Raw genomic sequence first — 14,186 nt, forward strand, 5'->3', positions numbered from 1 at the left:
GCCTGTCCTGCTCAGAAATCGGGGTAGAGGCGGCCGCGGTTGAAGATGCCAGCCGGATCGAACTGCTTCTTCAGTTCGCGGGTGATACGGTCCAGCGGCGCGGCCAGCGGGGTGAAGACACCGGCACTCTTGTCCTCGGCGCGGAACAGGGTGGCGTGGCCGGTGGTGCTGTCCAGCACCTCGCTCATGTCGGGGCGCCGCGGCAGCGGCAGCTTGAGCCAGCGCTGGGCGCCGCCCCATTCGATCAGCGTGGGGCCCAGGTTCAGCGGCGGGGCGGTGTCGGGCACGCTCAGGCGCATCAGCGATTCGCCCTGCGCCAGTTGGAAGAAGGGCGCGGTCTGCTCGCGCAGCGCATTCCACAAGAGCGTGGCCTGGCCGGCGTCCATGACGGTGCCACCCATGCTTTTCTGCGCAGCGGCCACGGCCGCCTGCGCACCCCGCAGGCGCACCATGAGCGCGCCTTCATGCCAGCAGGAGGCGTTGACGGGCAGGGGCAAGGCACCCCACTGGTTCAATTGCGCGAGCGCGCGGGTTTCGTCCAGTTCGAACACCAGGGTGCTTTCGGCCACGGCACGCGGCAGCACCTTGAGCGAGACCTCGGTGATCAGGCCCAGCGTGCCCATGGCACCGGCCATCAGGCGCGAGACGTCGTAGCCCGCCACGTTTTTCATGACCTGGCCGCCGAAGGTCAGCAGCTCGGCCTTGCCGTTGAGCAGCTCCAGGCCCAGCACGTAGTCGCGCACGGCCCCCACGCTGGCACGCGCCGGGCCATTCAAGCCTGACGCGACCATGCCGCCCACGGTGGCCATGGCGCCGCCGGTGGCGAAGTGCGGGGGTTCGAAAGGGAGGTATTGCCCGCGCTCGGCCAGCACTTCCTCCACCTCGGCCAGCGGGGTGCCGGCACGCACGGTGATGACGAGTTCGCTGGGTTCGTAGCTGACGATGCCCTGCAGGGGCCGGGTGTCCAGTATCTCGCCTTGCAGCGACTGGCCGTAGAAATCCTTGCTGCCGCCGCCGCGGATGCGCAGTGGGGTGCCGGCCTCGGAGGCCTGGCGCACGCGCTCGATCATGTTTTGGAGAGCTGTATCCATACCGCCATGTTAACGGCTGATGGCCGTGCAGACGAAAAAAGACCCGCTCGAGCTTGCGCTCTTGCGGGCCTGAACCAGAGGAGACTCTCGCTTGCCCTGGTGCGGCAGCCGGACCCTGATGAAGTTCAGCTGCCGTCCATTGCTCGTTTAACGGTTGTAGGCGGTTTCGCCGTGGGCCGTGATGTCCAGGCCCTGACGCTCGTCTTCTTCGCTGACGCGCAGGCCGATGGTCAGATCGACGATCTTGTAGGCGATGAAGGAAACCACACCCGACCAGACGACGGTGATCAGCACGGCCTTGGCCTGGATCCACACCTGTGCGGCGATGGAATAGTCGGCCGGAGCCACCATGCCGGCCGTGACCCAGTCACCCACCAGGCTCGGGCCACCCAGGGCCGGGCTGTTGAACACGCCGGTCAGCAGGGCACCGACGATGCCGCCGATGCCGTGCACGCCGAACACGTCGAGCGAATCGTCGGCACCGAGCATCTTCTTCAGGCCGCTGACACCCCACAGGCAGGCGAAACCGGCGATCAGGCCGATGATCAGCGCGCCACCGATGCCGACGTTGCCGGCAGCGGGGGTGATGGCCACGAGGCCGGCGACGGCGCCGGAAGCAGCACCCAGCATGGAGGACTTGCCCTTGAGCAGCGCCTCACCGATGGACCAGGCCAGCACGGCAGCGGCGGTAGCCACGAAGGTGTTGGCGAAGGCCAGGGTGGCGAAGCCGTTGGCTTCCAGGGCGGAGCCGGCGTTGAAGCCGAACCAGCCCACCCACAGCAGGGAGGCACCGACCATGGTCAGCGTCAGGCTGTGCGGGGCCATGGCTTCCTTGCCGTAGCCGATGCGCTTGCCCACCATGTAGGCGCCCACCAGGCCAGCGACAGCGGCGTTGATGTGCACCACGGTACCGCCGGCGAAGTCCAGCGCACCCATCTGCCAGATGTAGCCGGCCTTGCCGTTCATGGCATCGACGACTTCCTTGGCGGTGTAGGCGTCCGGGCCCATCCAGAACCAGACCATGTGCGCGATCGGCGCATAGCTGAAGGTGAACCACAGCACCATGAACATCAGCACGGCCGAGAACTTCATGCGTTCGGCGAAGGCACCGACGATCAGCGCGCAGGTGATGCCGGCGAAGGTGGCCTGGAAGGCGGCGAACACGATCTCGGGGATCACCACGCCCTTGCTGAAGGTTGCAGCATTGGCAAAAGTGCCGGCGACGTTGTCCCAGACGCCCTTCATGAACAGGCGGTCAAAGCCTCCGATGAAGGCGTTGCCTTCCGTGAACGCGAGGCTGTAGCCATAGATGAACCACAGCACGACGATCAGCGAGAAGGTCACCATGACCTGCATCAGCACGGACAGCATGTTCTTGCTGCGGACCAAGCCGCCGTAGAACAGGGCCAGGCCAGGCACGGTCATCATGATGACCAGCAGGGTGGCCACCATCATCCAGGCGGTATCGCCCTTGTTGGGCACGGGTGCGGCAGCAGCCGGTGCGGCAGCGTCTGCGGGCGCTGCAGCGGCCGGGGCAGCAGCCGCTGCGGGAGCGGCGGCCTCGGTGGCCGGAGCGGTCTGGGACCAGACTGCAGCCGAGCCGGCCAGCAGGCCCAGGCCCAGCACGAAGGAGACAATTAGTTTTTTCATGTCAGTGTTCTCTCTTGTTGTGGGAGCCTCAGAGTGCTTCCTTGCCGGTTTCACCGGTGCGGATACGCACGACCTGCTCGAGGTTGTAGACAAAAATCTTGCCGTCGCCGATCTTGCCGGTACGCGCCGAGCCCTCGATCGCCTCGATGACGCGATCGACCAGCTCGTCAGCCACGGCCGCCTCGATCTTCACCTTGGGCAGAAAGTCGACCACGTATTCGGCGCCGCGGTACAACTCGGTATGACCTTTCTGGCGACCGAAGCCCTTGACCTCGGTAACGGTGATGCCCTGCACCCCGATGGCCGAGAGGCCTTCTCGCACCTCATCCAGCTTGAAAGGTTTGATGATGGCTGTAACGAGTTTCATGGGTTCTCCTCTGGTTTGAGTTGAATTTAGAAGGTGTACTTCACACCCAGCACAACAGTGGCGGCTTCCAGTTGGCGGCCGTTGACCTTGTAGAGACTGGCCTTGCCATCGGTACCGACCGCTGCGATGGTGGCGGACAGGCCCTTGCCCAGATCCTTGGCCAGCGTGACCGAGTAATCCGTGTAGCTGTATTGCTTGTTGGCGGCGCCCTCGATTGCCTGGTAGCCCACGTGCGGGACGACGGAGTAACCGCTGCCCAGGTCAAAGGTGCCCGACAGGTCATAGTAGGTGCTGCCACTGCTCTTGCCGTAGCCGAACAGGTCGGAGAAGGCGTAGGACACCTTGGCGGTGTAAGCGCCGTAGGTCAGAGCACCGTAAGCCTCGTCGGTATTGGCGTTGACATTGGACGCAGGAGCAGCGTCCTTGTAGGTGTTGCCGATGTACTCGTAGCGCAGGTAGCCGACGTCAAAGGACAGGTCCTTGGTGAGAGCGCCCTTGTAGCCGGCATAAAGATCCAGCTCCACATCACCCTTGGTTTCCACATTGGCGGCGGTGCCGGCTTCCTTGATCCAGCGGATCTGCGAGCCCCAGGCACCGACGTAGAAGCCGCTGCTGTGGGCGTAGTCCACGCCACCTTGCACAGCCGGGGCCAGGGCCGACTGGGCGATACCACGGTAACGGTATTCGCTGACGGCACCCACGTTGTAGGCCAGCTGGGCCATGACAGAAGAGCCGGCGGTCAGGGTCAGGACAGCCAGGGCGATCTTGGATTTCAGGTTCATGTCGTACTCCATTAGAGGGTTAAAGGGGACGAACCGAATAAGCAGGGACCGTGCCAGCTCAGATGCACAGAATTTCCACACGAATGTGTACACGTATCCGTACAAGCTGCGTTAAGATAACTGTACGAATATACAGATTGCACCAATAGTGTGCGCCCTCTGATGAGCAAGCACAAGACTTGCACCGATTTGTGGAGGAAATTGCCATGAGCCTGTCACTGGTGCATAGCCGGGCCCTGCTGGGCCTGGAAGCCGCCGCGGTCACGGTGGAAGTCCATCTCGCCAATGGCCTGCCCAGCTTCACGCTGGTGGGGCTGGCCGAGACCGAAGTCAAGGAGGCACGCGAACGCGTGCGCTCGGCCATCCAGAACGCCGGGCTGGAATTCCCGCACAACAAGCGCATCACGGTCAACCTGGCGCCCGCGGATCTGCCCAAGGACTCCGGGCGTTTCGACCTGCCCATCGCCCTGGGCATTCTGGCGGCCAGCGGGCAGATCGACGACGACGCCCTGGCAGGCCACGAGTTCGCGGGCGAACTTTCGCTCTCGGGCGAACTGCGCCCGGTGCGCGGCGCCCTGGCCATGGCGCTGGCCCTGCGCGCCATGCCGACCCGGCTGGTACTGCCGCCGGGCAGCGCCGAGGAAGCCGCCCTGGTGCCGGACATCACCATCTACAAGGCAGGCCACCTGCTCGACGTGGTGCAGCAGTTCCTGCCCGGCCGTGACCAGGCCGCGAGCGATGCACCCGCCTGGTCACGCCTGGCTTCGCAGCCGCTCCACTTAAAGAACGAGGGCCCCGATCTGGCCGACGTCAAGGGCCAGGCCGGTCCGAAACGGGCCCTGGAGATCGCTGCGGCCGGCGGCCACAGCATCCTGTTCAGCGGCCCGCCGGGCGCCGGCAAGTCCATGCTGGCCGAACGCCTGGCCGGCCTGCTGCCCCCCATGTCCACCGACGAGGCGCTGGAAAGCGCGGCGGTGGCCAGCCTGGCCGGGCGCTTCGATCCGGGGCACTGGGGGCACCGCCCCACCTGCAGCCCGCACCATTCCGCCAGTGCCGTGGCCCTGGTGGGGGGCGGTTCGCCGCCGCGCCCGGGCGAGGTCTCGCTGGCCCACCATGGCGTGCTTTACCTCGATGAACTGCCGGAGTTTCCACGGGCCGCGCTCGAAGCCTTGCGCGAGCCGCTGGAAACCGGCCGCATCACCATCGCGCGGGCGGCGCGGCGCGCCGAGTTCCCGGCGCGCTTCCAGCTGGTGGCCGCCATGAACCCCTGCCCCTGCGGCCACCTGGGCTCCGCCCAACGGTCCTGCCGCTGCACGCCCGACCAGGTGGCACGCTACCAGGGGCGGCTGTCCGGCCCGTTGCTCGACCGCATCGACCTGCACGTGCAGGTCGGGGCCCTGCCAGCAGCCGAACTGCTGCAAGCCAGGGCGGGTGAGCCCAGCGCGGCCGTGCGCGAACGTTGCAACGCCGCGCGGGAACGCGCCCTGGCACGCCAGGGCAAGCCCAACCACTTGTTGAATGGACAGGAAATCGACACGCACACCCGGCCCGAGGAAGCCGCCCTGCGTTTTCTGGACGCGGCCGCGGTGCGCCTGGGCTGGTCGGCGCGCGGCCTGCACCGCACGCTCAAGGTGGCACGCACCATTGCCGACCTGGCCGGGGCGCCGCGCATCACGCTGGAGCACGTGGCCGAGGCGCTGCAGTACCGGCAGGCCCGGCCTTAGGGCCTGTTCACGCCCATTTCTCAAGATGCGTTGCGGATCAAAAAAGTCATGCGGTAGGCGCGTGGACGCCGCCGGGGTAGGCCCCCGGCCAGTCCGCGCAACACCCCGCATGGCCTTTTTGGCCGCAACCCGCAGGGAATAGGGTGAAAACGGCGCCACTCGTTGTTGCACTCCTCACCCAGACAGTCAGTCTGGGCCTCGTCGCGCGCCTAGATTGGCGCCGTTTTCACCCTATTCGCACTTGAGAAATGGGTGTGAACAGGCCCTACTCCAGCAGCATCAGCGCCTGACGCCGGCGCAGGGCTTGCGCAAAGAACAGCCCCACGGCAACGAGCACGGCGCTGCCGCCGGCGATCACCGCCGTCGAACCGTACCGGCCGACCAGGTTGGCGGCCAGCAGCACACCGATCGACTGGCCCATGAACAGGGCCGAGGCAAACAGTGACACGGCCGTACCGCGCGCGGCCGGCGCCATCTGCGTGGCATTGGTCTGCATGGTGTTGTGGAACATGAAAAAGCCAAAACCCGCCAGCAGGCTGGCCGGCACCGAAGGCCACCAGACCGGTGCGTAGGCGATCACCAGGGTGGACAGGCCCAGCAGGGTGACACCGCCGCGCGCCAGGCCGTGCTCGCCCAGGCGCGGGATCAGGAAACGCGCCACCGCCATGTAAAGCATGCCCCCCAGGCCGAACAGCGCGACGATGGCGCCCGACGCCGAGAGCGAGAGCCCCAGCTCATGGTGCAGATGCGAAGCCCAGATGGCCAGCACGCCAAAACCGGAGGCGCCTTCGATCAGCGCGACGATGAGCACGACACGCGACCAGCGCCCCGTGACAATCAGCAGCGCCTGCTGCACGAAACCCGGGCGCACCTCGGGCACGGGATTATGCGTGGCCGGCGCCTCGCCGCGCTGGCGCCGTTCATCGCGCCACAGCAGCAGGCCCACCACGCCGAAGAGCCCGGTCATGAAGGCAAAGGCCCAGCGCCAGCCCAGGGTGTCGGTGAACAGGCCGCCCAGCAGCTGGCCGCCGGTGATGCCCAGCGTGGTGCCCAGGCCCACGCGTGCCAGCGTCTCCTGGCGCTGTTCGTAGGACACGGCGTCGCCGATCCAGGCCAGCGAGAGCGGGATGATGGCCGCCGCCCCCAGCGCCACCAGCACACGCGCCAGCACCAGCATGTCCAGACTGGCCGCGAAAAGCGCCAGCACGCTGCCCACGCTGCAGCCCAGCGTGGCCCAGGTCACGATGCGGAACTTGCCCAGGCGGTCACCCAGCGGGCCATAGAACAACTGGCACAGGCCATAGACCACGGCGAACACCGAGATCACCTGCGCCGCCTCGGCCAGGCTGACGGAGAACACACGCGCGAGCTCGGGCAGCATGGCGTCGCACAGGCGCTGCGCCGCCATGCTGGCAAAGGTGGCGAAGGACAGCAACAGGACGGAGCGGCGTGTGGAAGCGGAAATCGTGGCGGTGCCGGAGCTCATGCAGAAATGTAGAGGTGGGAATCAGCGGGCAGGACACGCCCGGGTCTGCAGGGCGATGCGCGAGAAGCGTACTGAATCATAATCGTCGCCATGCAAGCGCGCTCGGCCCCTGCCCTGATCGGCTGGCTCTCGCTGGCCCAGCTCATCAGCTGGGGCAGCGTGTTCTATGGCTATTCCCTGCTGCTCGAACCGGTGGAACGCGAGCTCGGTCTCAGCCGCGCCGAGACCTCGCTGGCCTTCAGCCTGGCCCTGCTGGCCGAAGGGCTGCTGGCCTGGCCGGTGGGCCGGCTGATCGACCGCGGCCATGAGCGCGCCGTGATGACCGGTGGCTCGCTGGTGCTGGGCGCCTGCCTGCTGCTGCACAGCGCCGTCGACAGCCAGGCCAGCTTCTACCTCGCCTGGCTGGGGCTGGGCGTGGGCCTGTCCGGCACGCTCTACCCGCCGGCGTTCGCGGTGGTGATCCGCCGTTACCCGCACAACTTTCGCCGCGCCATCATCGTCATGACCTTCCTGGGCGGGCTGGCCAGCACGGTCTTCATGCCGCTCACCGCCTGGCTGATCGCCAGCCTGGGCTGGCGCCAGGCGCTGTGGCCGCTGGCCGCGCTGCACCTGCTGGTGTGCGCCCCCATCCACGCGCTGATGCTGCGTGGCGCACCGCCGCCTGCGGCCCCGCACCCGACCGCGCCCCACGCCCCTTTGCGGCGCCATCTGCTCAGCGCGCCCTATCTGCTGGTCGGCGTGTTCATCGTGCTGCTCATGGGCGTGACCGCTGCCTTGCCGGCGCACATGGTCAGCCTGCTGCGCAGTTATGCACTGCCCGAGCAGGGCGTGATCGCCGTCACGGCGGCCATCGGCGTGCTGCAGGTCGCCGGGCGCGCCTTGCTGTATTTCTTCGAGCACCACATGGACCTGCACCGGGTCAACCGGCTCATTCCCTGCCTGATCCCGCTGGGCCTGCTGGCCCTGCTGCTGGCGCCGCTGGCGGGCGCCCTGCAGATGGCCGTGGTGCTGCTCTTCGTCGTGGTCTATGGCATGGGCAACGGCATGCTGACCATCGTCAAGGGCACGGCGGTGGCCGAGTACGTGAGCCGCGAGCAGGCCGCCAGCCTCAACGGCGCACTGGGCCTGCCCATGGCACTTGGGCGGGCGGCCGCACCCTGGCTGCTGGGCCTGATGTGGACACCCACGGGCGCCTACACATCGGGCCTGGTCTTGATGCTGGCCCTGGCCCTGATCGGCGTGCTGGCCCTGGTACTGGCGCAGCGCCTGGCCCGACGTCCGGGTCTTTAGTTGGCCGCGGGCAGAGGAAGCAGGGCGTTGCCGTCGATCCGAACGCGCGCGCCCACGCCGACAGGCGCATCCAGCTCCAGCGTACGCTGGCTGCCGTCATCCATGCGCAGGTCCACCTGGTAGACCGTCACCTTCTTCATCTTTTTCTCGACCTGGTTGCCGGCAATGCCGCCACCGATGGCGCCGATGATGGTGGCCAGGTCCTTGCCCTGCCCCTGGCCCACCTGGTTGCCGACGATGGCGCCCAGCACGCCACCGGCGACCGCGCCCGTGCCGCTGCCCTGGCCCTCCCGCTCGATGGGTGTCACCGCCGTCACGGTAGCGCAGTCGGGGCAGACCGGCTTGGCGGGCGCGGCCTTGGCCTCCACGGGTGCCGCAACAGGCGCCGGCCTGGCCGTCTTCGTCGCTGCGGGCCTCGGTGCAGGTGCCGGCACCGCAGGCGTGGCCTTTTCGGCAACGGGCTGACGGGCAGCAGGCTCGGAGACGGAGGCCGGCGCGGCAATAGCGGGCGACGGCGCGGCCGCCTCGGGAGACTTCTGCGCCTGCGTGTAATAGAGGGCGCCGCCCAGACCGACGACGGCAACGCCCAGCACGCCCACGGCCGCCCAAAGGGTCTTGGCACCGGTCGCAACGACGGCGCCGGGAGAAATATTGCTCATGTGATGTTTCCTGGTTGAGAAGGCATGGAGAAACGGTGGCCATGCCACCGGCTTTCATCTTCAACGCCCTGATCGTCCGATGGTAGACACGACCGGCACCAAACCGGTGCCGGCACGTGTAAAACAGCGTAAAGCCGTCAGAGATTGGGCGCGAGCAGTCGCTGCAGTTGCTGCTCGCTCATGCCGCGGCGGCGCGCCAGGTCGTGCAGCTGGTCCTCGCCGATGCGGCCCACGTTGAAGTAGGTGCTCTGCGGATGCGCCAGATAGAAACCGCTGACACTGGCCGCCGGCGTCATGGCCAGGCTCTCGGTGATGCCCATGCCGATCTCTTCGCACTGCAGCAGCTCGAACATCTCTTTTTTCACGCTGTGGTCCGGACAGGCCGGGTAACCGGGCGCGGGGCGGATGCCCTGGTACTTCTCGGCGATCATGTCCTCGTTGCTCAGCGCCTCATGGGGCGCATAACCCCAGAGGTCGGTGCGCACGCGGTGGTGCAGGCATTCGGCATAGGCCTCGGCCAGACGATCGGCCAGGGCCTTGAGCATGATGGCGGAGTAGTCGTCATGGTCGTCCATGAAGTACTTCTCCTTCTTCTCCACGCCGATGCCGGCCGTGACGGCGAACACGCCCACGTAATCCGCCGCCGTGCCCTTGGGCGCGACGAAGTCGGCCAGGCAGCGGCTGGGGCGCATGATGCCGTCCACCATCTGCTTCTCGGTCTGCTGGCGCAGGCCGTACCAGGTCATGGCCACGTTATGGCGGCTCTCGTCGGTGTAGAGCTCGATGTCGTCGTCGTTCACGCTGTTGGCCGGGTACAGGCCCAGCACGGCGTTGGCCGTGAGCCAGCGGCCCTCGATCAGGCGCTGCAGCATGCGCTTGCCGTCGGAGAAGACCCGCTGCGCTTCCGTGCCCACGACCTCGTCCTTGAGGATGGCAGGGAAGGGGCCGGCCAGGTCCCAGGTCTGGAAGAAGGGGCCCCAGTCGATGTATCTGGCCAGCTCGGCCAGGTCGAAGTTCTTGAACACGCGACGGCCGATGAACTTCGGCTTCGTCGGCGCATAACCGTCCCAGACGATGGGCGTCTTGTTGGCGCGCACCTTGTCCAGCGACCACAGCGGCGTCTGCTTCTTGTTGGCGTGCTGCAGGCGCACCTTGTCGTAATCGGTATTCAGATCGGCGATGTACTGCGCCGCCTGCTCGCTCAGCAGGCCCTGCGCCACGCTCACGCTGCGTGAAGCATCGGGCACGTAGACCACCGGGCCTTCGTAGTGCGGCGCGATCTTCACGGCCGTGTGCACGCGGCTGGTGGTGGCGCCGCCGATGAGCAACGGGATCTTGCGGATGCGGAAATGGTCGTCCTTCTGCATCTCGGCCGCCACGTACTGCATCTCTTCCAGGCTGGGCGTGATGAGCCCGGAGAGGCCCACGATGTCCGCCCCCTCGACCTTGGCCATGGCCAGGATCTCATGGCAGGGCACCATGACGCCCATGTTGATGACCTCGAAGTTGTTGCACTGCAGGACCACGGTCACGATGTTCTTGCCGATGTCGTGCACGTCGCCCTTGACGGTGGCGATCACGATCTTGCCCTTGGCGCGCACGTCCTGCCCCGCAGCTTCCTGCTGGCGCTTTTCTTCTTCGATGTAGGGGATCAGATGGGCCACGGCCTGCTTCATCACACGCGCGCTTTTCACCACCTGGGGCAGGAACATCTTGCCGGCGCCGAAGAGGTCGCCCACGATGTTCATGCCGTCCATCAGCGGGCCTTCGATCACGTGCAGCGGGCGCCCACCCTTGGCCAGGATGGCCTGGTAGGCCTCTTCGGTGTCGGTGGTGATGTGGTCGTTGATGCCGTGCACCATCGCGTGTGACAGGCGCTGCTCCACCGTACCGCTGCGCCATTCGTTTTTCTTGCTGTCGTCCTTGGCCGCGCCCTTGGCGGTCTCGGCGATCTCGACCAGGCGCTCGCCGGCGTCAGGGCGGCGATTCAGCACCACATCTTCCACGCGCTCGCGCAGGATGGGTTCCAGATCGTCGTAGACCCCCATCATGCCGGCGTTGACGATGCCCATGTCCATGCCCGCCTTGATGGCGTGGTAGAGGAAAACGGTGTGGATGGCCTCGCGCACCGGATCGTTGCCGCGGAAGCTGAAGGAGACGTTGGACACGCCACCCGAGACCTTGGCGCCCGGCAGGTGGTGCTTGATCCAGCTGGTGGCCTCGATGAAATCCACCGCGTAGTTGTTGTGTTCCTCGATGCCGGTGGCGATGGCAAAGATGTTGGGGTCGAAGATGATGTCCTCGGGCGGGAAATCGACCTCGTCGACCAGGATGCGATAGGCACGTTCGCAGATCTCGATCTTGCGCTGGTAGGTATCGGCCTGGCCTTTTTCGTCGAAGGCCATCACCACCGCTGCCGCGCCGTAACGCTTGACCAGCCGTGCCTGGCGCTTGAACTCCTCGACGCCCTCTTTCATGGAGATCGAGTTCACGATGCCCTTGCCCTGGATGCAGCGCAGGCCCGCCTCGATCACGCTCCACTTGGAGCTGTCGATCATGATGGGCACGCGGGCAATGTCGGGCTCGCTGGCGATCAGGTTCAGGAAGCGCACCATGGCAGCCTGGCTGTCGAGCATGGCCTCGTCCATGTTGATGTCGATCACCTGCGCGCCGTTTTCCACCTGCTGGCGCGCCACCGCCAGCGCCTCCTCGAACTGACCGTTGAGGATCAGACGCGCAAAGGCCTTGGAGCCGGTGACGTTGGTGCGTTCCCCGATATTGACGAAGAGGCTGTCAGCGCCGATGTGCACCGGCTCCAGGCCGGACAGCTTCATGGGGGGAACGGAAATATCGGACATGCGGCTCACCTGAAAAAATCCATGGCAGGTGAGCGTCGTTGGGACATCCAAGCCTGACAACACGGTCCGTGCTGCTGCAACGCTCCTTGGATTGCCCCGATTTTAATGGGTATTGCACCCACCCGCCATCCGTGTGTACTGAATGAGCTTCAGCCCTGTACCGGCCGCACCGGGATCACGCGACGCTCCTGTGCACTCCTGTCCTGCACGGCCCGCGCGCGCAGCTGGCCACAACCGCCGTCGACGTCCTGCCCCGCCGACTGGCGCAGCTTGGTCAGGATGCCGCGCTGATGGAGCCGGCGCGCCAACGCGACCGCCTGCTCCGGACCCGGCCGTTTGTACGGCAGGCCTTCGACTGTGTTGTAGGGGATCAGGTTGAGGATCGCGTGCTTGCCGTGCAGCAGCCGCACCAGGCCTTCGACTTCTTCCTCGCCGTCGTTGACGCCGGCCAGCAAGGTCCACTGGTACTGGATCGGATAGCCGCTGGCGCGCGCATAGGACTCGCCTGCCTCGACCAGTTCTTGCGGAGAGATGCGCGGGGCACGCGGCAGCAGCTCGGCGCGCAGGTCGGCGCGCGTGCTGTGCAGCGAAAGCGCCAGCGCCGGCTTCACGCGCCCCAGCGGCAAGGCCTCGAAGACGCGGGGGTCGCCGACCGTCGAGAAGACCAGGTTCTTGTGCCCGATATTGCCCGCCGTGCCCAGCAGGTCGATGGCCTCCAGCACGTTGTCCAGGTTATGGGCCGGCTCGCCCATGCCCATGAACACCACGCGCTTGACCGGCTGGCGGGTGCGCGCCAGCACCACCTGGGCCACGATCTCGGCGCTGCCGAGCTGCCGGATCAGGCCGGTGGTGCCGGTCATGCAGAACACGCAGCCCACGGCACAACCGACCTGGGTGGAGACGCACAGGGCCGGGGTGCGCCCCGGCGGCAGCAGCACGCTCTCGACCAGCTGACCGTCGGCCAGGGCCACCACCAGGCGGTGCGAGCCGTCTTCACCCGGATGCTCGGAGACCAGGGTAACCAGGCCGGCCAATTCGCGTTCGAGCGCCGGCAGGGCCGTGCGCAAGGTAGTCGGCAGGAAGTTCTCGATCGGCCGGCTGCCATGGTCCTGCGGCAGGGCCTGCGACCACAGGCGCAGCACGCGGTGTTCGTGGCGGGGGTTGGCGCCGAGCGAGCGCAGCCGTTGGCGCAGCGACTCGACGCGCATAGAGGGCTCTAGGCCGCTTCGCGGTAGAACGGCCCGGCGCTGCCCAGAGCGCGCGTGGCCAGCGGTGTTACAGCGGCGTGGATGGCACCGATGTGCTCGGGCGTGGTGCCGCAGCAGCCCCCGACGATGTTGACCAGGCCCTCGGAGGCAAATTCCTTCAGCAGACGCGAGGTCACCTCGGGGGTCTCGTCGAACCCGGTCTCGCTCATGGGATTGGGCAGGCCGGCGTTCGGGTAGCAGCTGATGTAGGTGTCACCGGCCACCTTGGCCAGCTCCTGGATATAGGGCCGCATCAGCGCCGCACCAAGCGCGCAGTTCAGGCCCACGGCCAGCGGCCGGGCATGGCGCACGCTGTGCCAGAAGGCGGTCACGGTCTGGCCACTCAGAATCCGGCCCGAGGCATCGGTCACGGTGCCGCTGATGATGAGCGGCAGGCGCTGGCCGGAGGCCTCGAAGTACTCGTCGATGGCAAACAGCGCGGCCTTGGCATTGAGCGTGTCGAAGATGGTTTCCACCAGCAGCACGTCGGCACCGCCTTCGACCAGGGCTTCGACCTGTTCGTAATAGGCTGCGCGCAGTTCTTCAAAGGAGGTGTTGCGTGCACCAGGGTCGTTCACATCCGGGCTGATGCTGGCGGTCTTGGGGGTGGGGCCCAGGGCGCCCGCCACGAAACGCGGCCGGTCCGGCGTGCTGTACTTGTCGCAGGCCTCGCGCGCGATGCGGGCCGAGGCGAGGTTCATCTCGCGCGCCAGGTGCGCCATGTCGTAGTCGGCCTGGGCCACGGTGGTGGCGCCGAAGGTGTTGGTCTCGACCAGGTCGGCACCGGCGGCCAGATACCCCTCGTGGATGTCGCGAATGATGTCGGGGCGGGTCAGGGACAGCAGCTCGTTGTTGCCCTTGACGTCCTTGTGGAAGTCCTTGAAACGCTCGCCGCGGTACTGGGCCTCGCCCAGCTTGAAGCGCTGGATCATGGTGCCCATGGCACCGTCCAGGACGACGATACGGCGGGCCAGGATACCGGGCAGGGTTTGGGCGCGGGTGTAGTGCAGCGGCTTCATAGCCCTCCATTGT

The 14,186-nt window shown here is 66.7% G+C and carries 11 protein-coding genes and 1 riboswitch; of the genes, 2 read left to right on the forward strand and 9 right to left on the reverse strand.

The window, feature by feature from the left end; all coding sequences use genetic code 11:
• Positions 1–11: 11 nt before the first annotated feature.
• The 4 genes from glcE to AO057_RS02950 all read right to left on the reverse strand — a co-directional run bounded on the left by glcE (position 12) and on the right by AO057_RS02950 (position 3,890).
• Positions 12–1,091 carry a glycolate oxidase subunit GlcE gene (gene glcE / locus AO057_RS02935; RefSeq protein WP_057674227.1) on the reverse strand — a complete coding sequence of 360 codons (1,080 nt, stop codon included), beginning with the start codon at positions 1,089–1,091 and terminating at the stop codon, positions 12–14.
• Between the two features lie 147 nt (positions 1,092–1,238).
• Positions 1,239–2,741, reverse strand: coding sequence for an ammonium transporter (locus tag AO057_RS02940; protein ID WP_057674228.1), 1,503 nt, complete (start codon positions 2,739–2,741; stop codon positions 1,239–1,241).
• Between the two features lie 28 nt (positions 2,742–2,769).
• The gene (glnK, locus tag AO057_RS02945; RefSeq protein WP_057674229.1) at positions 2,770–3,108 is read right to left on the reverse strand and encodes a P-II family nitrogen regulator; all 339 of its coding nucleotides are present in this window, start codon (positions 3,106–3,108) and stop codon (positions 2,770–2,772) included.
• Between the two features lie 26 nt (positions 3,109–3,134).
• Positions 3,135–3,890: a TorF family putative porin gene (locus AO057_RS02950; RefSeq protein WP_082605385.1), complete on the reverse strand. Its 756-nt coding sequence runs from the start codon at positions 3,888–3,890 to the stop codon at positions 3,135–3,137.
• A gap of 206 nt (positions 3,891–4,096) precedes the next feature.
• Between AO057_RS02950 and AO057_RS02955 the strand changes: the two genes are divergently transcribed.
• A complete protein-coding gene (locus tag AO057_RS02955; protein WP_057674231.1) occupies positions 4,097–5,614 on the forward strand; it encodes a YifB family Mg chelatase-like AAA ATPase in 1,518 nt (505 codons plus the stop codon).
• Between the two features lie 265 nt (positions 5,615–5,879).
• On the opposite strand, the gene AO057_RS02960 is transcribed toward AO057_RS02955, so the two are convergent.
• On the reverse strand, positions 5,880–7,100 hold the full coding sequence (locus AO057_RS02960) for an MFS transporter (RefSeq protein WP_057674232.1): 1,221 nt from the start codon (positions 7,098–7,100) through the stop codon (positions 5,880–5,882).
• Between the two features lie 90 nt (positions 7,101–7,190).
• Here AO057_RS02960 and AO057_RS02965 point away from each other — a divergent pair, with 90 nt between their 5' ends.
• Positions 7,191–8,390, forward strand: coding sequence for an MFS transporter (locus tag AO057_RS02965; RefSeq protein WP_057674233.1), 1,200 nt, complete (start codon positions 7,191–7,193; stop codon positions 8,388–8,390).
• On the opposite strand, the gene AO057_RS02970 is transcribed toward AO057_RS02965, so the two are convergent.
• From AO057_RS02970 to AO057_RS02985, 4 genes are all read right to left on the reverse strand, one after another.
• On the reverse strand, positions 8,387–9,049 hold the full coding sequence (locus AO057_RS02970) for an outer membrane lipoprotein (RefSeq protein ID WP_057674234.1): 663 nt from the start codon (positions 9,047–9,049) through the stop codon (positions 8,387–8,389). The two genes, AO057_RS02965 and AO057_RS02970, sit on opposite strands and share 4 nt — an antisense overlap.
• Before the next feature lie 137 nt (positions 9,050–9,186).
• Positions 9,187–11,907: a methionine synthase gene (metH, locus tag AO057_RS02975; RefSeq protein WP_082605386.1), complete on the reverse strand. Its 2,721-nt coding sequence runs from the start codon at positions 11,905–11,907 to the stop codon at positions 9,187–9,189.
• Between the two features lie 23 nt (positions 11,908–11,930).
• Positions 11,931–12,001, reverse strand: a riboswitch (S-adenosyl-L-homocysteine riboswitch).
• 55 nt (positions 12,002–12,056) lie between these two features.
• Positions 12,057–13,115, reverse strand: a complete 1,059-nt coding sequence (locus AO057_RS02980) for an RNA methyltransferase (RefSeq protein ID WP_057674235.1) — start codon at positions 13,113–13,115, stop codon at positions 12,057–12,059.
• Between the two features lie 8 nt (positions 13,116–13,123).
• Positions 13,124–14,173 carry a homocysteine S-methyltransferase family protein gene (locus AO057_RS02985; RefSeq protein WP_057674236.1) on the reverse strand — a complete coding sequence of 350 codons (1,050 nt, stop codon included), beginning with the start codon at positions 14,171–14,173 and terminating at the stop codon, positions 13,124–13,126.
• Positions 14,174–14,186 lie beyond the last annotated feature (13 nt).

It is taken from the genome of Curvibacter sp. PAE-UM (assembly GCF_001432305.1).
Lineage (GTDB): Bacteria > Pseudomonadota > Gammaproteobacteria > Burkholderiales > Burkholderiaceae_C > Hylemonella.